This window comes from Streptomyces noursei, from assembly GCF_001646665.1.
Classification (GTDB): Bacteria; Actinomycetota; Actinomycetes; order Streptomycetales; family Streptomycetaceae; genus Streptomyces; species Streptomyces lavendulocolor.
Map to the genome: position 1 here is coordinate 37,804 of NZ_LWBU01000373.1, position 24,986 is coordinate 62,789.

General features: G+C 72.4%; 24 protein-coding genes and 1 tRNA gene. 13 read left to right on the plus strand and 12 right to left on the minus strand.

All coding sequences use genetic code 11. The features are described 5' to 3' along the window. Positions 1-33 precede the first annotated feature (33 nt). The gene (locus A4V12_RS28250) at positions 34-1,455 is read left to right on the plus strand and encodes a phytoene desaturase family protein (protein ID WP_064072272.1); all 1,422 of its coding nucleotides are present in this window, start codon (positions 34-36) and stop codon (positions 1,453-1,455) included. Between the two features lie 215 nt (positions 1,456-1,670). On the opposite strand, the gene A4V12_RS28255 is transcribed toward A4V12_RS28250, so the two are convergent. Further along, positions 1,671-2,864: a cytochrome P450 family protein gene (locus A4V12_RS28255; RefSeq protein WP_107415533.1), complete on the minus strand. Its 1,194-nt coding sequence runs from the start codon at positions 2,862-2,864 to the stop codon at positions 1,671-1,673. Positions 2,865-3,016: 152 nt separating this feature from the next. Between A4V12_RS28255 and A4V12_RS28260 the strand changes: the two genes are divergently transcribed. Further along, on the plus strand, positions 3,017-4,501 hold the full coding sequence (locus tag A4V12_RS28260) for an AlkA N-terminal domain-containing protein (RefSeq protein WP_064072274.1): 1,485 nt from the start codon (positions 3,017-3,019) through the stop codon (positions 4,499-4,501). A 12-nt stretch (positions 4,502-4,513) separates the two neighbouring features. Beyond that, a complete protein-coding gene (locus tag A4V12_RS28265) occupies positions 4,514-5,023 on the plus strand; it encodes a methylated-DNA--[protein]-cysteine S-methyltransferase (protein WP_064072275.1) in 510 nt (169 codons plus the stop codon). Positions 5,024-5,205: 182 nt separating this feature from the next. Here A4V12_RS28265 and A4V12_RS28270 read toward each other — a convergent pair whose 3' ends face one another. Beyond that, positions 5,206-5,694, minus strand: coding sequence for a hypothetical protein (locus tag A4V12_RS28270; protein WP_159028949.1), 489 nt, complete (start codon positions 5,692-5,694; stop codon positions 5,206-5,208). 477 nt (positions 5,695-6,171) lie between these two features. Here A4V12_RS28270 and A4V12_RS28275 point away from each other — a divergent pair, with 477 nt between their 5' ends. Beyond that, entirely contained in the window at positions 6,172-7,599 is a 1,428-nt protein-coding gene (locus A4V12_RS28275) for a hypothetical protein (protein WP_079137402.1), read from the plus strand. A 735-nt stretch (positions 7,600-8,334) separates the two neighbouring features. On the opposite strand, the gene A4V12_RS28280 is transcribed toward A4V12_RS28275, so the two are convergent. The 4 genes from A4V12_RS28280 to A4V12_RS28295 all read right to left on the minus strand — a co-directional run bounded on the left by A4V12_RS28280 (position 8,335) and on the right by A4V12_RS28295 (position 10,720). Further along, positions 8,335-8,706, minus strand: a complete 372-nt coding sequence (locus A4V12_RS28280; protein ID WP_064072278.1) for a hypothetical protein — start codon at positions 8,704-8,706, stop codon at positions 8,335-8,337. Between the two features lie 334 nt (positions 8,707-9,040). Further along, positions 9,041-9,775: an SIR2 family NAD-dependent protein deacylase gene (locus A4V12_RS28285; RefSeq protein WP_064072279.1), complete on the minus strand. Its 735-nt coding sequence runs from the start codon at positions 9,773-9,775 to the stop codon at positions 9,041-9,043. A gap of 101 nt (positions 9,776-9,876) precedes the next feature. Next, the gene (locus tag A4V12_RS28290; RefSeq protein WP_064072280.1) at positions 9,877-10,368 is read right to left on the minus strand and encodes an NUDIX domain-containing protein; all 492 of its coding nucleotides are present in this window, start codon (positions 10,366-10,368) and stop codon (positions 9,877-9,879) included. A 61-nt stretch (positions 10,369-10,429) separates the two neighbouring features. Next, complete coding sequence (locus A4V12_RS28295) at positions 10,430-10,720, minus strand: hypothetical protein (RefSeq protein WP_064072465.1); 291 nt, start codon at positions 10,718-10,720, stop codon at positions 10,430-10,432. Positions 10,721-10,829: 109 nt separating this feature from the next. Between A4V12_RS28295 and A4V12_RS37730 the strand changes: the two genes are divergently transcribed. The 3 genes from A4V12_RS37730 (at position 10,830) to A4V12_RS28305 (ending at position 14,095) form a co-directional block, all read left to right on the plus strand. Beyond that, a tRNA-Ser gene (locus A4V12_RS37730) sits at positions 10,830-10,899 on the plus strand. A 348-nt stretch (positions 10,900-11,247) separates the two neighbouring features. Then, positions 11,248-12,840, plus strand: a complete 1,593-nt coding sequence (locus A4V12_RS28300) for a TROVE domain-containing protein (protein ID WP_064072281.1) — start codon at positions 11,248-11,250, stop codon at positions 12,838-12,840. 100 nt (positions 12,841-12,940) lie between these two features. Further along, the gene (locus A4V12_RS28305; protein ID WP_079137403.1) at positions 12,941-14,095 is read left to right on the plus strand and encodes a glycerate kinase; all 1,155 of its coding nucleotides are present in this window, start codon (positions 12,941-12,943) and stop codon (positions 14,093-14,095) included. Positions 14,096-14,276: 181 nt separating this feature from the next. Here A4V12_RS28305 and A4V12_RS28310 read toward each other — a convergent pair whose 3' ends face one another. Together A4V12_RS28310 and A4V12_RS28315 are read right to left on the minus strand one after the other, a co-directional pair. Next, positions 14,277-14,561, minus strand: coding sequence for a hypothetical protein (locus A4V12_RS28310; protein ID WP_064072283.1), 285 nt, complete (start codon positions 14,559-14,561; stop codon positions 14,277-14,279). Positions 14,562-14,764: 203 nt separating this feature from the next. After that, on the minus strand, positions 14,765-15,952 hold the full coding sequence (locus A4V12_RS28315; protein ID WP_064072284.1) for a PucR family transcriptional regulator: 1,188 nt from the start codon (positions 15,950-15,952) through the stop codon (positions 14,765-14,767). 182 nt (positions 15,953-16,134) lie between these two features. On the opposite strand from A4V12_RS28315, the gene A4V12_RS28320 reads away from it, so the two are divergent. The 6 genes from A4V12_RS28320 to A4V12_RS28345 are packed head-to-tail and all read left to right on the plus strand — an operon-like array spanning position 16,135 to position 21,523. Next, a complete protein-coding gene (locus A4V12_RS28320; protein WP_064072466.1) occupies positions 16,135-16,932 on the plus strand; it encodes an ABC transporter ATP-binding protein in 798 nt (265 codons plus the stop codon). Then, positions 16,929-17,699: an ABC transporter ATP-binding protein gene (locus A4V12_RS28325; RefSeq protein WP_064072285.1), complete on the plus strand. Its 771-nt coding sequence runs from the start codon at positions 16,929-16,931 to the stop codon at positions 17,697-17,699. The genes A4V12_RS28320 and A4V12_RS28325 overlap by 4 nt, the downstream gene beginning before the upstream one ends. Continuing rightward, positions 17,696-18,586: a branched-chain amino acid ABC transporter permease gene (locus A4V12_RS28330; RefSeq protein ID WP_064072286.1), complete on the plus strand. Its 891-nt coding sequence runs from the start codon at positions 17,696-17,698 to the stop codon at positions 18,584-18,586. Before A4V12_RS28325 ends, A4V12_RS28330 begins: the two co-directional genes overlap by 4 nt. After that, positions 18,579-19,649, plus strand: coding sequence for a branched-chain amino acid ABC transporter permease (locus A4V12_RS28335; protein WP_064072287.1), 1,071 nt, complete (start codon positions 18,579-18,581; stop codon positions 19,647-19,649). The genes A4V12_RS28330 and A4V12_RS28335 overlap by 8 nt, the downstream gene beginning before the upstream one ends. Next, positions 19,646-20,917, plus strand: coding sequence for an ABC transporter substrate-binding protein (locus A4V12_RS28340; protein ID WP_064072288.1), 1,272 nt, complete (start codon positions 19,646-19,648; stop codon positions 20,915-20,917). Before A4V12_RS28335 ends, A4V12_RS28340 begins: the two co-directional genes overlap by 4 nt. Positions 20,918-20,971: 54 nt before the next feature. After that, positions 20,972-21,523 (plus strand): GNAT family N-acetyltransferase, encoded by a 552-nt coding sequence (locus A4V12_RS28345; protein WP_064072289.1) that lies wholly within the window; start codon positions 20,972-20,974, stop codon positions 21,521-21,523. Between the two features lie 73 nt (positions 21,524-21,596). On the opposite strand, the gene pssA is transcribed toward A4V12_RS28345, so the two are convergent. The 4 genes from pssA to A4V12_RS28365 form a co-directional block, all read right to left on the minus strand. Continuing rightward, positions 21,597-22,457, minus strand: a complete 861-nt coding sequence (gene pssA, locus A4V12_RS28350) for a CDP-diacylglycerol--serine O-phosphatidyltransferase (protein WP_064072290.1) — start codon at positions 22,455-22,457, stop codon at positions 21,597-21,599. Continuing rightward, positions 22,450-23,097, minus strand: a complete 648-nt coding sequence (locus tag A4V12_RS28355; RefSeq protein WP_064072291.1) for a phosphatidylserine decarboxylase — start codon at positions 23,095-23,097, stop codon at positions 22,450-22,452. Before A4V12_RS28355 ends, pssA begins: the two co-directional genes overlap by 8 nt. Positions 23,098-23,264: 167 nt before the next feature. Continuing rightward, positions 23,265-24,470 (minus strand): acyl-CoA dehydrogenase family protein, encoded by a 1,206-nt coding sequence (locus tag A4V12_RS28360; protein ID WP_064072292.1) that lies wholly within the window; start codon positions 24,468-24,470, stop codon positions 23,265-23,267. Between the two features lie 2 nt (positions 24,471-24,472). Beyond that, complete coding sequence (locus A4V12_RS28365) at positions 24,473-24,985, minus strand: MaoC family dehydratase (protein ID WP_064072293.1); 513 nt, start codon at positions 24,983-24,985, stop codon at positions 24,473-24,475. Between the last annotated feature and the right edge of the window lies 1 nt (position 24,986).

Genomic DNA, 24,986 nt, shown 5'->3' on the forward strand with positions numbered 1-24,986 from the left:
AGCTTGGCCGTCGGCTGACGAAGGAGTCCCAAGGTGCCGTCGATGCTCGATGCCGTCGTCGTGGGGGCGGGGCCCAACGGACTGACCGCTGCCGCCGAACTGGCCCGCCGCGGTTTCTCCGTCGCCGTGTTCGAGGCCCTCGACACGGTCGGGGGCGGAGCCAGGACCGAGGAGCTCACGCTGCCCGGCTTCCGGCACGACCCCTGCTCCGCGGTCCACCCGCTCGGCGCCGGCTCACCCGCCTTCAAGGGCATGCCCCTCGACCGGTACGGCCTGGAATGGCTCCACGCCGAACTGCCGATGGCGCACCCCTTCGACGACGGCACGGCCGCCGTCCTGTCCCGTTCCGTCGCCGAGACGGCGGCCTCCTTCGGCGCCCGGGACGCCGGCGCGTACCGCCGCCTCGTCGCGCCCTACCTCGGCAAGTGGGACACGCTCGCCCGGGACTTCATGTCCCTTCCCCTCACCGCCCTCCCGCGCGACCCCGTCACACTCGCGCGGTTCGGCGCCGCCGGCCTGCCCCCGTCCACGTGGCTGATGCGCCGCTTCCGCGACGACCGGGCGCGCGCCCTGTTCGCCGGGCTCGTCGCCCATGTGATCGCCCCGCTCGGCGGCCTGGCCACCGGCGCGGTCGGCCTGGTCTTCGCGCTCGCCGCCCACGCCGGGGGCTGGCCGCTCCCGCGCGGCGGCTCCCAGTCCCTCTCCGACGCCCTCGCCGCGTACGTGACCGACCTCGGCGGCGGCGTCCACACCTCCTACGAGGTCAAGCGGCTCGACGACCTGCCGCCCGCCCGCGCGTACGTCTTCGACACGTCGCCGACCGCCCTGGCCCGCATCGCCGGGTTCGGCCGGTACTACGACCGCTACCGCTACGGCGCCTCCGTCTACAAGATCGACTACGCCCTGGACGGGCCCGTCCCCTGGACCGCCGCCGAAGCCCGCCGGGCCGGCACCGTCCAGGTGGGCCCCAGCAGCCGGGAGATCGCCACCGCCCTGGACCAGGCGTCCGGCGGCACGGCCCCCCGCACCCCGTTCCTGATCACCGCGCAGCCCAGCCTGGTCGACCCGTCCCGCGCCCCCGAGGGCAAGCACGTCTTCTGGGCCTACGGACACGTCCCGCACGCCTGGGAGGGCCATCTCACCGACGCGATCGAGCGGCAGATCGAGCGGTTCGCACCCGGCTTCCGCGACCTGGTCCTCGCCCGCGCCACCGCCGGCCCGGCCGAACTCGCCACGCGCAACGCCAACTACGTGGGCGGCGACATCGCCTGCGGCGCCGCCAGTGGCCTTCAGCTCCTGCTGCGTCCGCGGCTCACGCTCTTCCCCTACAGCACCCCGCACCCGGCCGTCTTCCTCTGCTCCTCCGCGACCCCGCCCGGCCCCGGCGTCCACGGCATGTCGGGCCACAACGCGGCGAAGGCGGTCTGGCGCCATCTGCGGAAGACCGAGCGCTGAGCCGGTGCGCCGCCGGCCCGGGCGGGCCCGGGAACAGGGGGCGGCCCCGTCGCGACGGGGGAGACACGACGGGGCCGTGACCTTCGTCTGCCCCGGCTGAGGGCGCTCACACCTGCTCGTCCCCACCGATCCGGGAAATCTCCGCGGTGGGACCTCCGGCGAGGGGAGAACGCAGGGGAGAACGCCGATGATCGTGGCCCCCCGGCGGGAACGGCTCACCAGGTGACGCGGAGGGCGCGGGGAGTACTGGCGATCAGCGAGGGCACCGGCGGGGCGGGCGGGCCGGTGAGGCGCAGGCCGGGGAACCGCTCGAAGAGGCGGGCGAGGGCGATCCGCAGCTGGAGGCGGGCGAGCGGGGCGCCCACGCAGAAATGCGGCCCGTGACCGAAGCCGAGCTGGCGTGCGCGCGCACCGTCGCGCCGGACCTCGAACCGGCCGGCGCCGTGGCGCGGATCGCGGTTGGCCGCCGCGAAGCAGAGCAGCAGGGCGTCCCCCTCGCGCAGCGCCCGGCCGCCCAGCTCCACGTCCTCGGTCGGGAACGCGAAGGGCAGGGCGTAGACACTGGAGTCGTGGCGGATGCCCTCCTCCACGACCGCGTCCCAGCCGACCTCCCCGCGCAGGGCGAGGTCCAGCTGCCCGGGGTGCGTGAGCAGCGCCCGGACCGTGTTGACCAGTGCCCCGGCCGTGGTCTCGAACCCGGCGCCGAGGAACAGCCAGAGTGTGTCGAGGAGTTCGGCCTCCGACAGACCCTCGGGGCCCTCGCGGAGCAGGTCGCTCACCAGGTCGTCCCCGGGCGCCGCCGCCCGGCTCCTCACCAGGCCCGTCAGATACGCGTTGATGTCCCGCGTCAGCCGCGCCGACTCCTCCGGCCCGAGCGCCGACCGGGAGAACGCCAGCCCCACGAGACGCAGGACCTCCGGCCGGTCCTCGGCCGGGATGCCGAACAGGGCGCAGAGCGTACGCAGCGGGAGAGGCAGCGCATAGGCCGTCCGCAGGTCGGCCGGCCCCTCCTGCGCCCGCGCCTCCATGTCGTCCAGCAACTCGTCGACGGTCCGCGCGACCGCGGGCGCCAGCCCCTCGACCCGGCGGGGCGTGAACGCCGCGGCGACCGCCTGCCGCAGCCGCCGGTGCTCGGCGCCGTCGGCGGTGAGCATCCACCGTCGGGTGAGGTGCGCCAGCATCGGCCAGTCGGCCGGAACCTCCCCGTCCCTCAGTGCCCGCCAGTGCCCCGGCGAGCGGGCGAACCGCGGATCGGTCAGCACGGTCTCCAGCTCGGGGTGGCCCACGACCGCCCAGCAGTGCACCCCGCCCGGCCACTCGGCCGGGGCCACGGGCCCCCGCCGCCGCAGCTCCTCCGCCTGCTCCCGCATGTCCGGGCTGTGGGGGTCGAGAAGGATCCGCTCGGTCATCATGCATCCCCTGAGGTGTGGCGACGTGGCGTGACGCGATGATCCCATGTGGTCACGGCGGACCGCGGGGGATTCGGCACATCCCTGGCAGGGCGAGGCTGATGTCGATTTCCCGCCAGCCACGCCGGAGGCGGGTGCCCGATGCTGGAGGCATGCACACCGACACCGAGCGCTGCGTGCGGGCCGTCCGGTCCAAGGACGCCCGTTTCGACGGCTGGTTCTTCACCGCCGTCCTGACCACCCGCATCTACTGCCGGCCCAGCTGCCCGGTCGTGCCGCCGAAGCCCGAGAACATGGTGTTCTACCCGAGCGCCGCAGCCTGCCAGCAGGCCGGGTTCCGCGCCTGCAAGCGCTGCCGCCCGGACACCAGCCCCGGCTCGCCCGAGTGGAACGCCCGCGCCGACGCGGTGGCCCGCGCCATGCGCCTGATCCGTGACGGTGTCGTCGACCGCGAGGGCGTACCGGGCCTGGCCGCCCGGCTCGGCTACTCGACCCGGCAGATCGAACGCCAGCTGCTCGCCGAACTGGGCGCCGGGCCGCTCGCCCTGGCCCGCGCCCAGCGCGCCCAGACCGCCCGCCTCCTCATCGAGACGACCGCACTGCCCATGGCGGACGTCGCGTTCGCCGCCGGATTCGCCTCCGTACGCACCTTCAACGACACCGTCCGGGAGGTCTTCGCCCTCGCCCCGAGCGAACTGCGCGCCCGCGCCACCCGCTCCGCGCGCGGTGCCGGCGGCCCGCCCCCGGCCCCCGGTGCCATCGCCCTCCGGCTCCCGTACCGGGCGCCGCTCAACCCCGACAACCTCTTCGGCCACCTGGCCGCGACCGCGGTGCCCGGCGTCGAGGAGTGGCGGGACGGGGCGTACCGGCGCACCCTCGATCTCCCGCACGGCCACGGCATCGTCGCCCTCACCCCGCACCCGGACCACATCGCCTGCCGCCTGTCCCTCACGGACCCGCGCGACCTCACGCTCGCCATCAGCCGCTGCCGCTGGATGCTCGACCTGGACGCCGACCCGGTGGCCGTCGACGACCAGCTCCGCACCGACCCGCTCCTCGCGCCCCTCGTCGACAAGGCCCCCGGCCGGCGCGTCCCGCGCACCGTCGACGCCGCGGAGTTCGCCGTACGCGCGGTACTCGGCCAGCAGGTCTCCACCGCGGCCGCCCGCACCCACGCCGCCCGGCTGGTCGCCGCGCACGGCACCGCCGTGGACGACCCCGAGGGCGGGCTCACCCACCTCTTCCCCGGACCGGGGCGGCTGGCCGCGCTCGACCCCGAGGCGCTCGCGCTGCCCCGCAGCCGCCGCACCACGCTCACGACCCTGATCGGCGCCCTCGCCGGCGGTTCGCTGCGGCTCGGCCCGGACAGCGACTGGGACGAGGCCCGCGCCGGCCTCTCGCTGCTGCCCGGCTTCGGGCCCTGGACGGTCGAAGTGATCGCCATGCGGGCCCTCGGCGACCCCGACGCCTTTCTCGCCACCGACCTCGGAGTCCGGCGCGCCGCCGCCGTCCTCGGCCTTCCCGCCACCCCCGCCGCCCTGACGGCCCGCGCCGCCGCCTGGCGGCCCTGGCGCGCGTACGCCGTCCAGTACCTGTGGGCGACCGACAGCCACCCCGTCAACCACCTGCCCGCGTAAGGAAGTCCACCGATGAACCGCCGGCACACCGTCGTCGACAGCCCCTACGGCCCGCTCACCCTGGTCAGCACGGACGGCGCCCTGAGCGGCCTCTACATGACCGCCCAGCGGCACCGGCCGCCGGAGGAGACCTTCGGCGACCCGGACCCGCGTCCCTTCCGGGAGGTGGTCCGCCAGCTCGACGCGTACCACGCGCGCGAACTCACCGAGTTCGACCTGCCGCTGCACCTCGCGGGCACGCCCTTCCAGCGCGGTGTGTGGGAGCAGCTGCGGAGGATCCCGTACGGCGAGACCCGTACGTACGGCGAACTCGCCGAGATGCTCGGCCGGCCCGGGGCGTCCCGCGCCGTCGGCCTCGCCAACGGCAGGAACCCGGTGGGGATCATCGTCCCCTGCCACCGCGTCATCGGCGCGAGCGGCGGACTGACCGGGTACGGCGGCGGACTCGACCGCAAGCAGCGGCTGCTCACCTTCGAGGGCGCCCTGGGCAGCGCAGCACCGGACGAGGGGGCCCTGTTCTAGGTCCTCGAAGGCTGGCGCCGCTTCAGCGACGGTCACACCGGCTGCCAGGAGACCCCTCAGAGGCGGCAGCGGACGAAAAACAAGGCGCAGTGGTGCCTGGTTGTTATTCTGATTGCAAATCGGAAAGGGTGCGCCGAGTGGGATCGCGGCGCACCCTTTCCATTTCGGCCTTGCTCGACTGGTTATCGACCGGATACGTATCCTATGACTGCAGTGGTGGGATCGCGATCGGCGCCATTGGCGCCGTCCCTGGACACGACCGCGAAGTTGATGAAGATGCTTCGCCCCTCACGGAAGTCGTAATCGCAGGTGACCGTCTTTCCCGCCCCCTTGGCATTGTGGCACTCGCCCCGGTCCAGGATCCTGTTTCCGTTGGCGTTGTCCGCGACGTACCAAATGACAACCGACCGGCGCCCGTCGGCGTAGTTGTCGAGCACTTCGATCCGGTCATCGGACGAGTAGAAACACGCATACCCGGCTTTGGCGAACGGCTGGGTGCAGAACCTCGTCACTGCTGCGGAGGCCGGAGTGGTGGTCGCCAGCAGCGTCCCCGCAGTGGCGGCTACGGTGCCCATCGCGGTCAGTACGCGACGAGTGCGTGCAGAAAACTTCTTCACGCTGATTGTTCCCCCTATTTGATTGGAATGGTCGGGAGTAATCTTGATCAGCACAGCTCGTGCCGTCAAGAACTTGAGTCGGGTCTGAGGAAAAATTGAGCTTCACCCGGTTGCACTCATGCATCCATGACCGAATTGACAGAAGCATAGGGAATCGCATCGTTCGCGCGGTTCGTCGGCACGTCTGTGCCCCGCCGCCCCCTTGGGGCAGGACTGCACCGGAGCTCATCAGCGCGACCAACCGGCGGCGCTCCGTCAGGACAGCGTGTCGGTCGACGGGGCGGAGGCAAGGGCCCGCAGCAGTTCCCACAGCGGTCACTGAAGGTCCGGGGTGACCACCGCGGCCTCGGACAGACCGGCCCGCCGGTTCTGTGCACCGGATCACCCGGCGCCGTCACTGGAGCACGTCAGCGGTGTGCCTTTGACGCTCTTTCATGAGGACGTCCAAGGATGTGCGACGATCGCGACGTGGCCATACCCGCCCCTCCGCCATCCGATGCGCCGCGCCCACCCATGCGTCCCACCTCAGCCATGTCCGTCCTGGCGGCGCTGCTGGACCGCTCACTGGACCAGATGACAGAGGCTGCGGCAGACGTCCGCCTGTTCGACCGGGAAGCCGTTCGCGCGGCATCGGATGTGTGGGACAACAATCTGTTTCCGCTGTTCTGGGCCGCATGCACATCCAATGAAGGCGAACGCGAGCGGCGGGCGACGGCCGTACTGGAGTGGATGGCCGGCTTCGGCGAGCGGCGGCGCGGATGGATGACCGAGCAGGCCGCGATTGCCGGTCACGACATCGACGCGCTCCTCCCACCGGCCAGGCCGTACACGCCGGGCCGCGACTATCTCGGACACGTCATGGCACCGCAGTGCCGGCTCACGCGCCGGAACGCGGATGAGCTGGGCCCCGACTACGATCTGGCGGCGGCGTCCGTCCGCCATCTGCGGGTGGAGCGTGCCGGTACTCGCCTGACCGCCTTTCTCCAACTGGTCGTCGAGCGCACGTTCACCGTCGATGGGTCCGCGCCGCCCGCCCTGCTGGAGGTCTGGCTGGATGGTGTCACCGACGTCTCCTTCGATCTTCCCGGCGCAGGCTCACAGGGAGTGATCCTGGACGCCGGAGCGGGGGAGATCGGAATATCCCTGAGCTCGGGTGGCCGGCTCCGCGCCACTGGTGGCGAGTATCGCCTGGACGACCGTTCATGGCACCTGTCGACAGCCGGTCGACGCGCGGACGCGCTCACCCCTCCCCGCACCAGCCGGTCGGGCCGCCCCCGTCGGCCACCGGGCGGAGACCTGGGCCCCGACGCGCACGCTGCCGCCGCACTCCTGCACCACGCCATGCTGGAACTCCGCTCGGTGCGCTATGCCGCCCACGCGGATCATGTCCCCGTGCTGACGCTGTGCCGGACCTTCTCAGGAGCGGGTGAAGCGATCCCGGCCGCCGGAGCGCAACACGGCGCCCGCCGCCGTGAGGCGGCCTTCCAGGACCTGATCCGAACCTGGGCCGGCCAAGGAGGCCCGGGCATCACCCGCTGGCTCGCATCCGTCCTCAGGGAACGCGCAGGCCGCCCGGACATCATCCAGACCCCACGCCCTCCCGAACGAACGCCTCCCTCCCTCACCGTCGGTACGCCCCCGTCCGCCACGCCTTCGCAGGCAGCTCTCGTCATGACCGCCTGGACAGCGGCACACACCGACTACCGGACCAAGCGTCCGTCCGCCGCACAGCTGCAACTCGCCCTGCCTCCACGCACCGGCGACGACTCGTCAGCGCCCTGGCGACTGCGTACCGTCGGCTGTGACGCTCCGGACGCATTCCGCCTTCGCACAGATGCGTTCCAGGGCCCCGGCCCGCTCGTCCACGTGGGAAGGCCCACTGACACCTGCGCTCTTGACCTGCACCGGGGTGCCTTGTTCGTCGCGGCAGGAGCCGGCTGGAACGCGTCTTTGAGTTGACCCTCGTCCGGTGCTGTCACCGCTCAATCGGTTTGTGACCGGCTAGGCGCCGATACAGCTTCCGGTTCTCGCCCTGCGCGGCCCCTAACTTGATCTTCAACGTCTGAGCCGTTGGTCAGCCGCTGAGCGGGGTCGAGGTGATCTCAGGCCGCGTGGGACCATCTCGCATGCGCCTGATAGCTGACGGAGCCACGCCGACGTCGCGGTTGGTACTGGTCAAGGATCTTGAGACCGGCGACGGATATGCCTTCGAGCTGGCGAGCCCGCTCTTCCTGGCTGCTGGTGATCGAATCGCTTTCGAGGACGACAGGCTTGTTGTCGTGCGGGCCAGTGGAGAGCGACTGTCACCGGCCGGCGACTGGTCAACCCGTTGCGGACCCGGATCTCTGCGCCACCGGTAGAAGGCGTTCCTCGAAGGGGTGTCATACTTGATCATTCGGTCGGTATCCGCCGTACACAGAAGCGGCCTTCGCCTGACCATGTGCTCCGACCAAGGAACACACACGTCCAGCACGAAGGCCGCCCGGCGAGAGCCGCTGACTTCCGCTGACTCTCACGAGCTGAAGCCCTGAACGGCGTACCACCCCGTATGTTCATCAGTGATGCTCCGCCGAGCCGCTGCGTCCGCAAGGGTGGACCAGGCGGATCAAGCGGCGGCGAGCCGACGGTTGATCGTGGATGCCCTGCCTCAGGTGCTGTGTGACCTGCAGCGTCTGCGAGAGCGTGAACCGGGCCCTACTCGATGGTGACGTGGGGGCCGAAGACGCGCGCCATGCAGGTGTCGAGCAAGGCTCCGAAGGCCTGGGCGGAAGTCATCGCCGGGGCAGGGATCACGCCTGCGTCGTCGATGCTTGCGATGTAGTCGACGTCGGCCCAGCCGCCGCGGTAGAGGACGACGTGCAGTTCGGCCTCGTGCGAGTTGCGTATGTGGATGCCGATTGAGTCGGGATCACTCACCCTGGACCTGTCGATCTCGAGACGCTGCGGCCAAGGAGCTGCTTCGTCGCGCCAGGTGACGGGCCCGACGGCCAGTCCTGCTGCCTGCCAGGCGGGCCGGCGGGCAGCGACTGCGGCAACCACTTCGTCGAGATCGATGACTCGCTCCATGTGGCGATGATCGCCTACCGTGCCCCTCAGTGGGCGGTGCGGCACAAAGGTCGAGGCCCCCGCCTATGAGCCGGGCGCCCGCGAGTGAGCCGACGGACCATCACGCTGATGGCCGCGCTGGCCTGGCTCTTTGCGGACGACCTGCACCATGCGGTTGAGCGTGTTGGCGGCCCAGTCGACGAGGCGGCCGGCGAATCCCTGTCGGCCCACACCTTTTGCACCGTTGGGTGGTCCAGTCGGTGAAACCCAAGCAACCTGTGGACAGCGGCCATGCCCTGGGTGGCCGGACCTTCGAACCACCCCCCTGGGGCGCACCCGCCCACGGGTGTCCGGTTCAGGAGCGGGGGGTCCTGGCGAGCCGTGCGAGCAGTGCCGGGAGGGCCGTGCCGATGGGTTCGCGCACGATCTCGTCGGCCAGTTCGTCGTACGGGGTCGGCTCGGCGTTCACGACGATCAGCCGCGCCCCGTGCTCCGCCGCCGTCCCGGCGAGCGACGCGGCCGGCTGCACCTGGAGCGACGAGCCGACCGCGATGAAGACCTCGGCCGCCTTGGCGATCCCCATCGCCTCGCCCAGCACCACCGGGTCCAGCCGCTCGCCGAACATCACCGTCGCCGGCTTGAGGATCCCGCCGCACGCCCGGCAGGCGGGGTCGTCCTCGCCCGCCCCGACCCGGGCCAGCGCCTCGTCCATCGACGACCGCGCGGCACAGCCGGTGCACACCACGGACCGCGCGGTGCCGTGCAGTTCGAGCACCTTGCGGGGAGGCATTCCGGCGAGCTGGTGCAGCCCGTCCACGTTCTGGGTGATCACGCGCACCGCGTGGCCCGGTGTCCGCTCCAGCTCGGCGATCGCCCGGTGCGCGGCGTTCGGTGCGGGGGGCGGCGTCGCCGCGTCGCGCCGCATCAGCCACGCCCGGCGCCGGATGTCCGGGTCGGCCATGTAGTACGCGTGGGTGACCAGCTTCTCGGCCTCCGGATCGCGCCGCCACAGCCCGTCGGGGCCGCGGTAGTCACTGATGCCGGAGTCCGTGGAGATGCCGGCACCGCTCAGGATCGCGACGAGAGTCATGCCGCCGAGGCTACGCAGCGTCCGCCGGCCGCCGCGAGCCATTTGCCCGCAGCCCCGCAGCCCCGCCGCCTCCCCGGACCGGGCAGCGCCCCCGCCTCCGCTCACCGCACCGGGCGGCCGTTCTCCAGCTCCAGGGCACCCCGTCCGGACGCCAGCGCGTCCAGCGCGGCCGTCACGCGGAAGCCCAGCGAACCGAGCAGGTACGTCGGCAGGTCCTCCGGCTCCACCAGCTTCCAGGAGATCAGCTCCTCCTCCTGGAGCCGGATCGCCCGGAACCGCTCCCCGTCCAGCACGCCGCCGTCGTACACGTACGCCACGATCGGCGGCCGCGCGGCCCCGTGCACCCAGTCGACCGTGAGCAGCCCGCCCAGCTCCACGTCGAGGCCGATCTCCTCCAGGGTCTCCCGCCGGGCGGCCTGCCTCGGGGTCTCCCCGGTGTCCGACTCGACCGTCCCGCCGGGCAGCGTCCAGCCGTCCCGGTAGTTCGGCTCGACCAGCAGGACACGGCCCTCCCCGTCGCGCAGCAGCGCCGCGGCACCGGCCAGCACACGGGGGAGTCCGGCGATGTACGCCGCGTAATCGGTGGTGGTCACTGCGCCAGCCTAGTGGGCGCCACCGCCCGGACCGGGCGCCGTGACCGGGGCGCGGCGTACGTCACGGAGAGGGCAGGGACGGCGACGGCACCACCGCCCCGCCGCCCTCCCGCACGGCCTCCACCACCGCCTCGTGCAGATCCCGGCTGTCCCGCTCCGAACGGCACTGCACGGGGCTGCCGGTCATGGTGAACCAGTCGGAGGCCCCGCTGTACTGGACGGCGATCTGTGCCTCGCCGCCCGCCCATGTGGTGTGCACGGTGACATTGCCGGTGACGATTCCGAGCTCGTCGGTCCGGACCCCGCCACGACCCGTGTACACGTCGGTCGTCGTCCACGATGCCCACGTCATGTATGGCAGCGTCACACGAATGGCCGAGAGCCGCGACCCGACCGCGCGGGACGGCGTCCCGGCGGATAATGCGTGGCGCGCCACCGGCCCGCCTCCCTACAGTGATCAGCGTCCAGGTGCGAAGGCAGGACCTACTTCCACTGCTAATGGGGCGGTCGCGGGTTCGAGTCCCGCCATCGACTTCGGGTCGGTGTAGCTCAGTCGGTAGAGCACCTTGTCGGTTCCGCCGGCCTTGAACTCTGGACAGCAGTACGTCACGCACCTCCCGGTGCGCCGGCCGCGGCTACTTCCTCCAAAGAAACCATGCCGCGGCCTCCTTGATCTCGGGAGGCGCGGCGGACGGGGTGCCCGGTGCGAAGGCGACGGATACTTCTCAGGGGACAGCAGGGCGCGGGTTCGAATCCCGCCACCGGCAGCCGCCGGTGCAGCTCGGCCAGGTGGAGCGGCTGTCGTGACGGCCGTCGCCGGCGTGCGACCTCGGGCACCCCCTCCGCCGTGCGTCCCCACCGAATTCGGGGGGAATTCACATGGCACGCTTCAACATCCGCAGGTCCGCCGCCGCGGCCGTCGGCCGCGCGGTCTCGCCGGTACGCTCGACCGGCCGCACCGCCACCCACCAGGGCGGCGCCGGTGTCCTGCGCGACCCGCGCTCCGAGCTGTTCCTGCTCGCCGTGGCCAACTTCGTCACCCAGGAGACCTTTTACGAGTCCGCCGGCGAGCGCGACGACCGGTTCGCCGCGCTCGTCCGCAGGCTCGCCGTCGAGGACCCCGAGTGGACGGCCGGACTGCTGGGCTGGCTGCGCGGCGAGGGCAACATGCGCACCGCGGCCCTCGTCGGCGCCGCCGAGTACGTCAGGGCCCGTCTGGAGGCCTCCGCGACCGACGGCCCCGCCAACCGCCGGGTCGTCGATTCCGTCCTCCAGCGCGCCGACGAGCCCGGCGAGCTGCTCGGCTACTGGACCTCGCGGTACGGCCGCAACGTCCCCAAGCCGGTCAAGCGGGGCATCGCGGACGCCGTCCGGCGGCTCTACGGGCCCCGTTCGCTGCTCAAGTACGACACCGCCACCAAGGGGTACCGGTTCGGCGACGTCCTCAACCTGGTGCACGCCGCGCCCGACCCGGACAAGCCCTGGCAGGGCGCGCTCTTCCAGTACGCCCTGGACCGCCGCCACCACCCCGAGGCCGCGCAGCCGCCCGCGTCGAGCCGGATGCTCATCGCTCACCGGGCGCTGATGGAGCTGCCGGCCGCCGAGCGGCGTGCCGTCGTCACCGGCCCCGGCGGGGCCGAGCGGCTGGCGGAGGCCGGCATGACCTGGGAGGCGCTCGCCGGCTGGCTCCAGGGCCCGCTGGACGCGGCCGCCTGGGAGGCGGTCATCCCCTCCATGGGGACGATGGCCCTCCTGCGCAACCTGCGCAACTTCGACGAGGCGGGCGTGAGCGACCGGGTGGCGGCCGACGTCGCCGCGCGGATCTCCGACCCGGAGGCCGTCGCCACCTCCCGGCAGTTCCCGTTCCGCTACCTGGCCGCCTACCAGCACGCGCCGTCGCTGCGCTGGTCGTACCCGCTGGAGCAGGCGCTCGGCCACTCGCTGGCGAACGTCCCGCGGCTGCCGGGCCGTACCCTCGTCCTGGTCGACCGCTCGGGCTCCATGTGGGCGCCCCTGTCGCAGCGCTCCCGGCTGAACCGCGCGGACGCGGCGGCCGTCTTCGGCGCGGCGGTGGCGATGCGGGCCGCCGACGCCGACCTGGTGGAGTTCGGCACGAGCAGCGCGCCCGTGCCCCACAGCGCGGGGGAGTCGGTGCTGAAGGTCCTGGACCGCTTCCACAGCATGGGCGGCACCAACACCACCGAGGCCGTGCGCACCCACTACCGCCGCCACGACCGGGTGCTGATCGTCACCGACGAGCAGGCGTCCTACAGCCACCACGGCGACCCGGTGCAGCAGGTCCCGGCGGACGTGCCGGTCTACACCTGGAACCTGGCCGGCTACCGGCCGGGCCACGCCCCGTCCGGGAACGCCGCCCGGCACACCTTCGGCGGCCTCACGGACTCCGCGTTCCGGATGGTGCCGCTGCTGGAGGCCGGACGGACGGCGGACTGGCCCTGGTCGGCAGCCTGACCAGCGGGTCCGCCCGCCGGACAGGGGTGGCACAGCGTCTCGCCCTCCGGATAGGGTCGGCCCCGGCGCGACTGCCTGTTCGAAAGCAAGGGATGCAAGGGTGACGGACGGAGCAGTAACTGAGGCCGCGCGCGTGCTCGTCGCGGCTGACAAGTTCAAGGGTTCGCTCACGGCCGTACAGGTCGCGGAGCGGGTGACGGCCGGGCTCCGGCGCGTCGTCCCGGGGCTCGAGGTGGAGACCCTGCCCGTGGCCGACGGCGGTGACGGCACGGTCGCCGCCGCCGTGGCGGCCGGGTTCGAACGGCGCGAGGTGCGGGTCACCGGCCCCCTCGGCGCGCCGGTGACCGCCGCGTACGCGCTGCGCGACGGCACGGCCGTGGTGGAGATGGCGGAGGCGTCCGGCCTCCAGCTGCTCCCCGAGGGCGTCTTCGCACCGCTGACGTCCACCACGTACGGCTCCGGCGAGCTGCTGCGCGCCGCGCTGGACGCGGGGGCGCGCACCATCGTCTTCGGCGTGGGCGGCAGCGCCACCACGGACGGCGGTGCCGGCATGCTGGCCGCGCTCGGCGCCCGGTTCCTGGACAAGGACGGGGAGCCGGTCGGGCCGGGCGGCGGCGGCCTGCGGGACCTCGCCACCGCCGACCTCTCGGGGATCGACGCCCGCTTCGCGGACGTGGAGCTGGTCCTCGCCAGCGACGTCGACAACCCGCTGACCGGCCCGAAGGGCGCCCCCGCGGTGTACGGGCCGCAGAAGGGCGCCTCCCCGGAGGACGTCGCGGAGCTGGACGCCGCGCTCGCCCACTTCGCGTCGGTCCTGGCCGACTCGATCGGCGACCGCGCCGCCGAGCTGGCCGCGTCGCCGGGCGCCGGAGCGGCGGGCGGCATCGGGTACGGGGCGCTGGTCGCCCTTGGCGCGGGCTTCCGCCCCGGCATCGAGGTGATGCTCGACGTCCTGGGCTTCGGCCCCGCCCTGTCCCGCGCCACCCTGGTGATCACCGGCGAGGGCTCCCTCGACGAGCAGACCCTGCACGGCAAGGCCCCCGCCGGTGTCGCAGCGGCGGCCCGGGCGGAGGGCATCGAGGTCGTCGCGGTCTGCGGGCGCCTCGCCCTGCCGCCCGAGGCGCTGGGGCGGGCCGGCATCCGCCGCGCCTACCCGCTGCTGGAGCTGGAGCCCGACCCGGCCCGGTGCATGGCCGAGGCCGGCCAGCTGCTGGAGCGCCAGGCGGCGAACATCGCGCGGGACTTCCTGACCTAGGGGCGGGACACGACTCTGGGACCCAGGACGCGACACGCGGCGGCCTGGTGCCGGGTGCGTCCCTGGTGTCAGGTGGCGCCCCGGTGTCCGGCACGGAGCTGATGCCCGGTGCCGACCTGATGCCCCGTGCGGCCCCGGCGCCTGCACCGGGACGGGACCGCACCGGACGTCCGTGGCGCCGTCACCCGGTCGCGCCGCCCGCCCCGCCCCGGCCCGCGAAGGAGCCCCGCCCGTCGCGGGGCGCCGGGAGGTCGTAGAGGTCCCCGTAGCGGGCGTAGGCGTCGGCGACGATGGCCTCCGCCGCCGCGACCTGCTCGTACCCGGCGGACGGGCCGCGCCCCGGCAGGTACGGGACCGGTCCGGGCGCGGGGTGGCGGCGGCGCCACTGCGACTCGGCGAGCGCGTACAGCCCCGAGGCCACGACCAGGGCCGGGACGGACAGGGCGAGCAGCAGGTCGGACGTCATGGGCGGATCCCCCGATCGGTGAGTGGCGGCCGTCGGGCTCCGTATGCCCCGTCAGGAGCGTTCCGTGCCCGCGCGGCCCCGCCCGGGTGGGCGGGACACCGCACTGGATCAACGGCACCGGGGACCCGGACGACTGCACCCGTTCGGGGGAACCACGTACGTGACCGGTGGACCGGCACGGCAGCGGGCCCGGCCCGCCCCCGTCACCCCGGCGACAGCCGGAAGGCGTCCAGGGCCAGCGTCATCTCCGTCAGGTCCCGCGGCCGGGACAGCGAGCGGGAGGTCAGCTGCTCCAGACGGCGCAGCCGGTTGAAGACCGTGTTGCGGTGGCAGTACAGGCGGCTCGCCGCCCGGCCCGCCGAGCCCTCGCAGTCCAGCCAGACGTCCAGCGTCTCCAGCAGCACCGCCCGGTCCGCCGGGTCCAGGTCCAGCAGCGCCCCCAGCACCTCCGACACCAGCAGCGACGACAGCTCCGGCTGGCTCACCACCAGCGCGCCCGGCATCCGCCGGTCCAGCCGCACGATCGCGGGCGCGTCCGCCGGACACGTACGCAGCGCCAGCTCCGCCAGGCGCCGCGCCCGGCCCAGCTCCGTCAGCCCCGTCACCACCGGGCTGATCCCGCCGGGACCCGGGCACCGCCCCTCCATCAGCTCCGCCAGCGCGTCGAGCCCCGTGCCCTCGTCCAGCGACACCACACCGACCTCGCAGTCGGTGCGCATCCGCCACACGAACCGCAGCCCCTCCGCCTCCAGCCGCCGGTGCGTCAGGTCCCGCCGGGCCGTGCGCAGCACCACCACCGCGTACCGCCCCCGCTCCGGCAGGTCCAGCCCCGCCGCCGCCCGCGCCGCGACCTCCGCCGACCGGCCCCCCTCCAGCAGCGCGTCGAGCAGTGCTTGCAACTGCTCGTCGGTGCGGCGCCGCAGCTCCAGCTCCGTCGCCCGGTACGCCTCCGACGCCGTGTCCGCCTGCGCGTCCACCGCCGACCACACCATGGTCGCCGACTGCATCAGCACCGCCAGACGCCGCGCGTCCGCCGACGCGGCCTCCAGGAGCGCGTCCCACACCTGGTGGCCCGCGAGCCGGTAGGCGTGCACCATCAGCTCCAGCGGCAGGCCCTGCTCGGCCCTCCGCCGCCCCAGCCACTCCGCGTGGTCCAGGTCGCGGCGCGGCGACGCCCTCGGCGCCGAGATCGTCTCGATGCCGATCCGCATCGCGTCCCGGGCCTCCTGCCAGTGCTGGTCGTAGCCGATGACCCGGCCGTACGCGGGGGAGTACGCGTGCAGCTCCCGCACGTGCTCGTCCACCAGCTCCGGAAGCCGCTCCAACAGCGCCGCGCACGCCTGAGCGAGCAGTTTCCAGTCGTCCCCCGTACGCGGTCGTCGCGCTCCCATGGCCGGGAGGATGCCACCGCCCCGGCCCGTCGCGCACGCCCCTGACACGCGGTGTTGTGCGCGTGCACAACCCGCCGCCACGCCCGCTGGGCAACGGCAGCGATTCCCGCCACGGGCGTGGACGGGCGGCCGGGGCCGGTGCTGGGGTGAGCGCCACCGAACACACGGACGAGGGGAAACACATGAGCGCTGCCGCCCTGCACGTGCGGGGGCTGACAGCCGGGTACGGGCCCGTGACCGCCCTCCGTGACGTCTCGCTGGACGTACCGGAAGGCGCCTGCGTCGCCGTCCTCGGCGGCAACGGTGCCGGCAAGTCCACCCTGCTGCGCGCGCTGTCGCGCACGCTGGCGTTCCACGGCGGCGCCGCCACCGCCGGCACCGTCACCTTCGCCGGCCGACCGCTGCACGGCCTGCCGCCCGACCGGGTCGTCGTGGCCGGGCTGTGCCACGTCCCCGAAGGACGCCAGGTGTTCGCCCGCATGACGGTCGAGGACAACCTCCGCGCCGGCGCGCTCACCGCCGCCCGCACCGGACGGGCCGCCGCCCTGGCCCGCGTCCACGAACTGTTCCCCGTCCTCGCCGACCGCGCCCACCAGCGCGCCGGCCTGCTGTCCGGCGGCGAGCAGCAGATGCTCGCCGTCGGCCGCGCCCTGATGGCCTCCCCGCGCCTGCTGCTGCTCGACGAGCCGTCCCTCGGCCTCGCCCCGCTGATGGCCGCCCGGATCGCCGACACCATCCGCGAGATCAACGCCCAGGGCACCTCCGTGCTGCTCGTCGAGCAGAACGCCGCCCTCGCGCTGCGCCTCGCCTCCCACGCGTACGTCCTGGAGGTCGGCGAGGTCGCGGCCGAGGGGCCCGCCGGGGAACTGGCCGCCTCCGACGAGGTGCGCCGCCGCTACCTCGGCGTCGTCGACGAACAGGCGGCCGCCGACCCCGCACCGGCCGCGGTGCCGCACCTGGCCCGCTGGGAGGACGCATGACCACCCTCGAGGTCCGCGACCTCACCGTGCGCTTCGCCGGACTCACCGCCCTCGACGGGGTCGGCTTCACGGTCGAGCCGGGCACCGTGCACGCCGTCATCGGCCCCAACGGCGCCGGCAAGTCCACCACCTTCAACGTGCTGTCCGGCGTCTACCGCGCCACCTCCGGCAGCGTCCGGTTCGACGGCCACGAGCTGACCGGACTGCCGCCGCACCGCATCGCCGCCCTCGGCGTCGCACGGATCTTCCAGAACCTCGCCCTGCCGCCGTACGCCACCGTCGCCGAGGCGCTGATGCTGGGCCGCCACCGCCTCACCCGGGCCGGCTTCCTGGCCACCGGACTGCGCCTGCCGTCCGCCGCCCGCGAGGAGGCCCGCCACCGCGCCCGCGTCAAGGAGATCGCCGACTTCGTGGGCCTCGCCGACAAGCTGGACCACCCGGCGGCCTCCCTGCCCTACGGGCAGCAGAAGCTCGCCGAACTGGCCCGCGCCCTGTGCATGGAGCCCAAGCTGCTGCTGCTCGACGAACCGGTCGCCGGCATGACCGGCGACGAACGCCGCCGCACGGCGGCCGTCATCGCGGGCGTCCGCGACAGCCTCGGCATCTCCATCGTCCTCGTCGAACACGACATGGGCGTGGTGATGCGGCTCGCCGACTCCGTGACCGTCCTCGACTTCGGCCGCCGGATCGCCGACGGCGCCCCCGCCGACGTACAGAACGACCCGGCCGTCGTCCGCGCCTACCTCGGACAGGAGACCGCCGAGTGACCACCTTCGCCGAACTCCTCCTGGGCGGAGTGGCCCTCGGGTCCGTCTACGCCCTCATCGCCCTCGGATTCGTGGTCATCTTCCGCGCCACCGAGGTCGTCAACTTCGCCCACGCCTCCCTCCTCCTCGCGGGCGGGTACGTCACCGCGGTCCTCCACGACGACATCGGCTTCTGGCCGGCGCTCGCCGCCGGCATCGCGGGGGCCGCCCTCGTCGGCGCGGCCGTCGAGTTCCTGGTGATGCGCCGCTACCGGGGCCGGGACCACAGCGTGCTCGCCATCGTGACGATCGGCGTGGACATCCTGCTGACCACCGAACTCGCCCGCCGGATCGGCACCGACGTGCTCTCGCCGGGCGACCCGTGGGGCGACGCGGTCGTCACGATCGGCTCCGTCACCATCGCGCAGACGCGCATCGCCGCGTTCCTCGCCGCCGCCCTGCTGATCACCGCGTTCCTGCTGGCCTTCCGGTTCACCTCCTGGGGCGTCGCCATGCGCGCCGCCGCCGAGAGCCCGTCCACCGCGGCCCTCATGGGCGTCCGGCTCGGCCGGGTCTCGCTCGGCGCCTGGGCCGTCGCGGGCGGTCTCGCCGCCGTCGCGGCCCTGTTCCTGACGGTCTTCCCGACCCCCGGGCTGGAACGCTCCACCTCCCTGGCCGCCCTCAAGGCCTTCCCCGCCGCCATCCTCGGCGGGCTGGACTCCACCACCGGCGCGCTCGTCGGCGGACTGCTCGTCGGCGTCACCGAGTCCCTCGCCACCGGCTACCAGGGCGACCTCACCTTCCTCGGCCGCGGCATCGGCGACCTGGCGCCCTACCTCGTCATGGTCGTGGTCCTGCTGATCCGCCCCGCCGGGCTCTTCGGCACGAAGGAGCTCGCCCGTGTCTGACACGCTCACCCGCCCCCGCACGTACCTGTGGGCCCTGGGCGCCGTCCTCCTCCTCGCCCTGCCCTTCTACCTCGAACGCTTCTGGCTCCAGGCCGGGCTGTTCGCGATGGCCGCCGCCATCGGCGCGATCGGCATCAACCTGCTCACCGGCTCCACCGGCCAGCTCTCCATGGGCCACGCCTTCTTCCTCGCCGTCGGCGCGTACGGCTACTGCGCGTTCGCCGGCGACGGGAGCGACGGACTGAGCGGCCTCGGCCTGCCCGGCTGGCTCGCCGCCGTGGGCGCGGTCGCCCTGGCGGGCGCCGCGGGCGGCCTGTTCAGCCCGATCGCGGGCCGGCTGCGCGGGGCGTACCTGGGCATCGCGACCCTGGCGCTGATCTTCATCGGCCAGCACGTGCTGTTCAACGCCCACGACCTGACCGGCGGCTTCAACGGCCGGGCCGTCCCGCCGCTGAGCCTGCTCGGCGTCACCTTCGACGAGAGCGAACTGCTGGTCGCGCAGGTGCCGTTCGGCGCCGCCGAGAAGCTCTGGTACCTGGGCCTCGCCCTGCTCCTGGGCTCCGCCCTGTTCGCCCGCGGAGTGCTGCGCGGCCGGCCGGGGCGGGCGCTGAACGCCATCCGCGACCACCGCATCGCGGCAGGCGTCCTGGGCATCCCGGTGGCCCGCTACCGCGCCGCCGCGTTCGTCCTGTCGTCGATGTACGCGGGGCTCGCCGGCGTCCTGCTGGCCCTCGTGTTCCAACGGACCGTGCCGGAGTACTTCGGCATGCTGCTCTCCCTCGAGTACCTCGCCATGATCGTCATCGGCGGTCTGGGCTCGGTGGCGGGCGCGGTGGTCGGAGGCGTCTTCGTCTCCCTGCTGCCGCAGGTCCTCAACCGGTACAGCGACGCGCTGCCCCTGGTGTCCGCCCCCGGAACGGGCGGGATCGCACCCGGCGAGGCGTCGCGCTACCTGTACGGCGCCGCCGTCGTGGCCGTCGTGCTCTTCCTGCCCGGCGGCCTGGTCCGGCTGGCCGCCCGGCGTCCCGCACCACCCTCAGGTACCACAGCGGAGGAACGATGACCATGCGCAGACACCGGCGCCTCGCCGCCACCCTCACCGCGCTCGTCGCACTGACGGCGGCCGCCGGCTGCAGCTCCAAGGCGAAGTCGGGCGACGACGCCGGCGGCCAGGGCGCGGACGGGGTGAAGACCGGCAGGGGCGTCGACGCCAAGACGATCCAGCTCGGCGTCCTCACCGACATGACCGGCGTGTACGCCACCCTCGGCAAGAGCGTCACCCAGGCCCAGCAGCTGTACGTCAAGCAGCTGAACGCCGCCGGCGGCGTCTGCGGCCGCACGGTGGAGCTGACGGTCCGCGACCACGGCTACGACCCGCAGAAGGCCCTGGCCGGCTACACCGAGCTGGAGCCGAAGGTGCTGGGCTTCCCGCAGTTCATCGGCTCGCCGTTCGTGGCGGCGGTCAAGCAGCGCATCGACGGCCAGGACAAGGGCCTCGTCCTGCCGCAGGCATGGTCGGCGTCCCTGCTGGGCAGCGGGCACATCCGGGTGATCGGCTCCACCTACGACATCGAGACGATCAACGCGGTGGACTTCCTGCTGAAGGAGAAGGGACTGAGGAAGGGCGACAAGCTCGGCCACGTCTACTTCGAGGGCGACTACGGCGAGAACGCCCTCAAGGGCTCGAAGCACGCGGCGGAGAAGGCCGGTCTGTCGGTGGTGGAGCAGAAGATCAAGCCGACCGACAACGACATGTCGGCGCAGGTCGCGGCCCTCAAGCAGGCGGGGGTCAAGGCGATCGTGCTGAGCGCCGGTCCGCGCCAGGCGGCCTCGCTCGTCGGCGTGGCGGCCGCGGTGAAGCTCACCGTCCCGGTCATCGGCAACAACTCGGCCTTCGCCCCGCAGCTGCTGGCCACCCAGGCCGGTCCGGCGCTGGAGAAGATGTACTACGTGGCCTCGCCCAGCCTGCCCATCGGCGCCGACACCCCGGTCGCCAAGAAGCTGGTCGCCGACTACAAGGCGGCCTACCCCAAGGACGCCCTCGACAACGGCGTCGTCGCCGGCTGGTCGGCCGCCCAGGTCTTCGGCGAGGCGCTGAAGAAGGCGTGCGCGGACAAGGACCTGACGCGCGAGGGCGTCGGGAAGGCGCTGCTGACGCTGAACGCCCACGACGCGGGCTTCGGCATGACGCACGACTTCTCCGACCCGAAGGCGCCGTCGTCGCGGCAGAGCGCCGTCATCCAGCCCGACAAGTCCGTCCCCGGCGGTGCGCGCGTGGTGCGCGAGCCCCAGGTCTCGGACGCCGCCAAGGCCTTCACACCCGGCGCCTGACCGGAAGGACGGCCTCGTCACCGGGGCGAAACGCCGCCGTGTGAAGCTCTGGTCATGAGCGACGACCTCCGCACCGACCACCGGATCGAGCCCCTCACCGCCCAGCAGGTCCATGACCGGGCGGCTGAGGGGCTCGCCCTGCTGCTGCGGGACGCCGTGGACGGCGGCGCCTCCGTCGGCTTCCTCGCCCCGCTGGAGCACGCCGAGGCGGCCGCCTGGTGGCGTGAGGCGGCCGAGCAGACGGCCCGCGGGGTACGGAGCGTCTGGGCGGCGTACGGACCGGGAGACGCCGTCGTGGGCGTGATCACCCTGGTGCGCGCCACCCTGCCGAACCAGCCCCACCGCGGCGACGTCTCCAAGCTCCTGGTCCACCGGGACGCCCGCGGCCGGGGCCTGGGCTCCCGGCTGCTGGCGGCGGCCGAGGAAGCGGCGGCCGCCGAGGGGCTCACCCTGCTGGTCCTGGACACCGAGACCGGCAGCGCGGCCGAGGGCCTGTACCGCAGGGCCGGCTGGACCCGGGCGGGGACGATCCCGCACTACGCCCTGACCCCCACGGGCGTCCCGCACCCCACGACGTACTACTACAAGCTGCTGGCCGCCCCGTGAGGGCACGCGGAAGGGCCCGGGTGCCGTGATGCGCACCCGGGCCCTCCCGGTCGTCCATGCCTTCTCCGTACGGCTACGGCAGCTGCGCCGCCCGCGCCTCCCGGCTCTCGCGCCGGTTGTCGCGGAAGGTGTTCACCCGCCGGGCCGTCGCGAAGAGGGGGATCACGGCGCCCAGCACGACCTGCAGCGCGCAGCCGGTCTGGAGCAGCAGCTGACCGCCCGGCGCGTCGAACGCCCACGCCGCGAGCAGGCCCATGGCCCCGACGATCCAGCTGAGCATCGCGATCGCGAGGACGCCCCGCGGCTTGGGGTACTCGACGCGGCTCACCATCAGCCACGCCGTGCCGATGATCGCCAGCAGCGTCGGGATGAACGGCAGGCCCAGCAGGACGATCGAGACGACCGTCAGCGCGCCGAAGGGGCTCGGCATGCCCTGGAACATGCCGTCCTTCATGGTCACGCAGCTGAATCTGGCGAGCCGCAGCACCACCGCCAGCAGCACCACGATCGCGGCGACCGCCGAGACCCGCTGGTGCGCGTCGTCGGCGACCATCCCGTACACGAGCACGAAGTAGGCCGGCGCCAAGCCGAAGCTGATCAGGTCCGAGAGATTGTCCAGCTCGGCGCCCATGGGCGAGCTGCGCAGCTTGCGCGCGACGAGCCCGTCGAAGAGGTCGAACACGGCCGCGCAGAGCATGAGGATCACGGCGGTCGCGGCGGAGTGCCGTGCCATGCCGACCTCGTCGCTGCCCGTGAGGTGCGGGATCAGGATGCCGGTGGTGGTGAAGTACACCGCCATGAAGCCGCACGTGGCGTTACCCAGCGTGAGCGTGTCCGCTATCGAGAGACGCAGCGACAGCGGCATCTCCTCGGCTTCCTCGGCGTCCGCCTCGGCGTCGGCGACCCAGTCGGCCCGTGTGTCGGGATCAATCACGGTCAATTCGAGTCACCCCCGCAGTCGTGGTCTGACCGACCTCGACAGCGACGTCGACACCTTCCGGAAGGTAGATGTCAACGCGCGATCCGAAGCGGATCAGACCGATGCGCTCGCCCTGCTCGACCTTGGTCCCCTGCGGGATGTACGGCACGATGCGGCGCGCGACCGCGCCGGCGATCTGCACCATCTCGATGTCACCGAGCTCGGTGTCGAAGTGCCAGACAACGCGCTCGTTGTTCTCGCTCTCCTTGTTGAACGCCGGCACGAACCCGCCCGGGACGTGCTCGACGGACGTCACCGTGCCCGCCAGCGGGGCGCGGTTGACGTGGACGTTCAGCGGGCTCATGAAGATGGCGACCCGGGTCCGTCCGTCCTTCCACGGCATGATGCTCTGCACCACCCCGTCTGCGGGCGAGATGACCCTGCCCGGCGCGATCTCGCGCTCGGGGTCGCGGAAGAACCACAGCATGCCCGCCGCCAGAGCGGTGGTGGGCACAGCGATGGCCGCGGCGCGCTTGGAACGGCGCGAGCGGGCAAGACTGAGTGCAGCGGTGGCGACGGTCGGCAGAAGCCACGGCGATGCTCCGCGTGCGATGCGGACGCGGCCGCGAGGTGCAGAGGTTTGGCTGTGGGGCATGGATGACCTTCGTAGCGGTGATGCCGCGCGAGTGCGGGGGACGGCGGCTTTTTGGCGATGCTATCGGTTGCGGGCCGCAACTGGGCAAGCCAGAAGCCGAGTCGGCGGCCGGAAGACGATGACAGGGTGTGATCTTCTTCGCGGCCAAACCGGCTCAAAAGCGACAATCACCCCTGGAATCGGTACTCCTCGAGCAACCGACGCCCAATGATCATTTTCTGGATCTCGGCGGTACCTTCGCCGATGAGCAGCATGGGTGCCTCCCGGTAGAGACGCTCGATCTCGTACTCCTTCGAGAACCCGTAGCCGCCATGGATACGGAAGGCGTCCTCGACGACCTCCTTGCAGTATTCGGAGGCGAGGTACTTCGCCATCCCTGCTTCGAGGTCGTTTCGCTCCCCGGAGTCCTTTTTGCGTGCTGCGTTGACCATCATCGCATGAGCGGCCTCGACCTTGGTAGCCATTTCGGCCAGCTTGAACTGGATCGCCTGGTGCTGGGCGATCGGCTTGCCGAAAGTCTGGCGCTGCTGGGCGTAGGAGACGCCCAGCTCGAACGCACGCTGTGCCACACCGCAACCACGCGCCGCGACGTTCACGCGGCCGACCTCGACACCGTCCATCATTTGGTAAAACCCTCGGCCGGTGACGCCGCCGAGTACACGATTGGCCGGAATGCGCAGTCCGTCCATGATGAGTTCGGTGGTGTCGACCCCCTTGTAACCCATCTTGTCGATCTTCCCGGGGATGGTGAGGCCGGGCCGCACCTCTCCGAAGCCCGGCTCCTTCTCGACGAGGAAGGTCGTCATCGACTTGTGGGGCGCGGAGCCCTCGGGGTGTCCTTCGTCACTTCGGACGAGAACGGCGACGAGCGTTGACGTCCCGCCGTTCGTCAGCCACATCTTCTGGCCGTTCAGGACGTACTCGTCGCCGTCCTTGACCGCCTTCGACGTGATGGCCGACACGTCCGAGCCGAGCGCCGGCTCCGACATCGAGAACGCGCCCCGCACCTCGCCGGCCGCCATCCGGGGCAGGAAGGTGTCCTTCTGCTCCTGCGTACCGTGCTGCTTGAGCATGTACGCGACGATGAAGTGGGTGTTGATGATGCCGGACACCGACATCCAGCCGCGCGCGATCTCCTCCACGCACAGCGCGTACGTGAGCAGGGACTCGCCCAGACCCCCGTACTCCTCCGGGATCATCAGTCCGAAGACGCCCAGCTCCTTGAGCCCGTCGACGATGTCCTGCGGGTACTCGTCGCGGTGCTCCAGCTCGGTCGCGACCGGGATGATCTCCTTGTCGACGAAGTCCCGGACCGTGGACAGGATCTCCTGCTGGACGTCCGTCAGACCGTGGGTCTGCGCGAGTCGGGCCATGACTACTTCTCCTGCGCCTTGAGTTCCGGGCGGCCGGGCTGCTCGCCGCCGCGCTCCTTGATGTACGTCTCGGTCGGGACCATCACCTTGCGGCGGAACACGCACACCAGGGTGCCGTCCTGCTTGTAGCCCTTGGTCTCGACGTACACGATCCCGCGGTCGTTCTTCGACTTCGACGGGGTCTTGTCGAGGACCGTGGTCTCGCCGTAGATGGTGTCGCCGTGGAAGGTCGGCGCCACGTGGCGCAGCGACTCGATCTCCAGGTTGGCGATCGCCTTGCCGGAGACGTCCGGCACGGACATGCCCAGCAGCAGGGAGTAGATGTAGTTCCCCACGACGACGTTCCTGCCGAAGTCCGTCGTCTTCTCCGCATAGTTGGTGTCCATGTGGAGGGGGTGGTGGTTCATGGTGAGCAGACAGAAGAGGTGGTCGTCGTACTCCGTGACCGTCTTCCCGGGCCAGTGCTTGTAGACCGCGCCGACCTCGAACTCCTCGTAGGTGCGTCCGAACTGCATG

Excerpts from the sequence above, each read along its gene's own strand:
- A4V12_RS28275 (WP_079137402.1), top strand. The coding sequence starts at position 6,172 with ATGTCCGTCCTGGCGGCGCTGCTGGACCGCTCACTGGACCAGATGACA.
- A4V12_RS28255 (WP_107415533.1), bottom strand. The coding sequence starts at position 2,864 with ATGACCGAGCGGATCCTTCTCGACCCCCACAGCCCGGACATGCGGGAG.
- A4V12_RS28340 (WP_064072288.1), top strand. The coding sequence starts at position 19,646 with ATGACCATGCGCAGACACCGGCGCCTCGCCGCCACCCTCACCGCGCTC.
- A4V12_RS28310 (WP_064072283.1), bottom strand. The coding sequence starts at position 14,561 with ATGACGTCCGACCTGCTGCTCGCCCTGTCCGTCCCGGCCCTGGTCGTG.
- A4V12_RS28315 (WP_064072284.1), bottom strand. The coding sequence starts at position 15,952 with ATGGGAGCGCGACGACCGCGTACGGGGGACGACTGGAAACTGCTCGCT.
- A4V12_RS28360 (WP_064072292.1), bottom strand. The coding sequence starts at position 24,470 with ATGGCCCGACTCGCGCAGACCCACGGTCTGACGGACGTCCAGCAGGAG.
- A4V12_RS28285 (WP_064072279.1), bottom strand. The coding sequence starts at position 9,775 with ATGACTCTCGTCGCGATCCTGAGCGGTGCCGGCATCTCCACGGACTCC.
- A4V12_RS28295 (WP_064072465.1), bottom strand. The coding sequence starts at position 10,720 with ATGACGTGGGCATCGTGGACGACGACCGACGTGTACACGGGTCGTGGC.
- A4V12_RS28355 (WP_064072291.1), bottom strand. The coding sequence starts at position 23,097 with ATGCCCCACAGCCAAACCTCTGCACCTCGCGGCCGCGTCCGCATCGCA.
- A4V12_RS28365 (WP_064072293.1), bottom strand. The coding sequence starts at position 24,985 with ATGCAGTTCGGACGCACCTACGAGGAGTTCGAGGTCGGCGCGGTCTAC.
- A4V12_RS28280 (WP_064072278.1), bottom strand. The coding sequence starts at position 8,706 with ATGGAGCGAGTCATCGATCTCGACGAAGTGGTTGCCGCAGTCGCTGCC.
- A4V12_RS28265 (WP_064072275.1), top strand. The coding sequence starts at position 4,514 with ATGAACCGCCGGCACACCGTCGTCGACAGCCCCTACGGCCCGCTCACC.
- A4V12_RS28260 (WP_064072274.1), top strand. The coding sequence starts at position 3,017 with ATGCACACCGACACCGAGCGCTGCGTGCGGGCCGTCCGGTCCAAGGAC.
- A4V12_RS28325 (WP_064072285.1), top strand. The coding sequence starts at position 16,929 with ATGACCACCCTCGAGGTCCGCGACCTCACCGTGCGCTTCGCCGGACTC.
- A4V12_RS28320 (WP_064072466.1), top strand. The coding sequence starts at position 16,135 with ATGAGCGCTGCCGCCCTGCACGTGCGGGGGCTGACAGCCGGGTACGGG.
- A4V12_RS28345 (WP_064072289.1), top strand. The coding sequence starts at position 20,972 with ATGAGCGACGACCTCCGCACCGACCACCGGATCGAGCCCCTCACCGCC.
- A4V12_RS28300 (WP_064072281.1), top strand. The coding sequence starts at position 11,248 with ATGGCACGCTTCAACATCCGCAGGTCCGCCGCCGCGGCCGTCGGCCGC.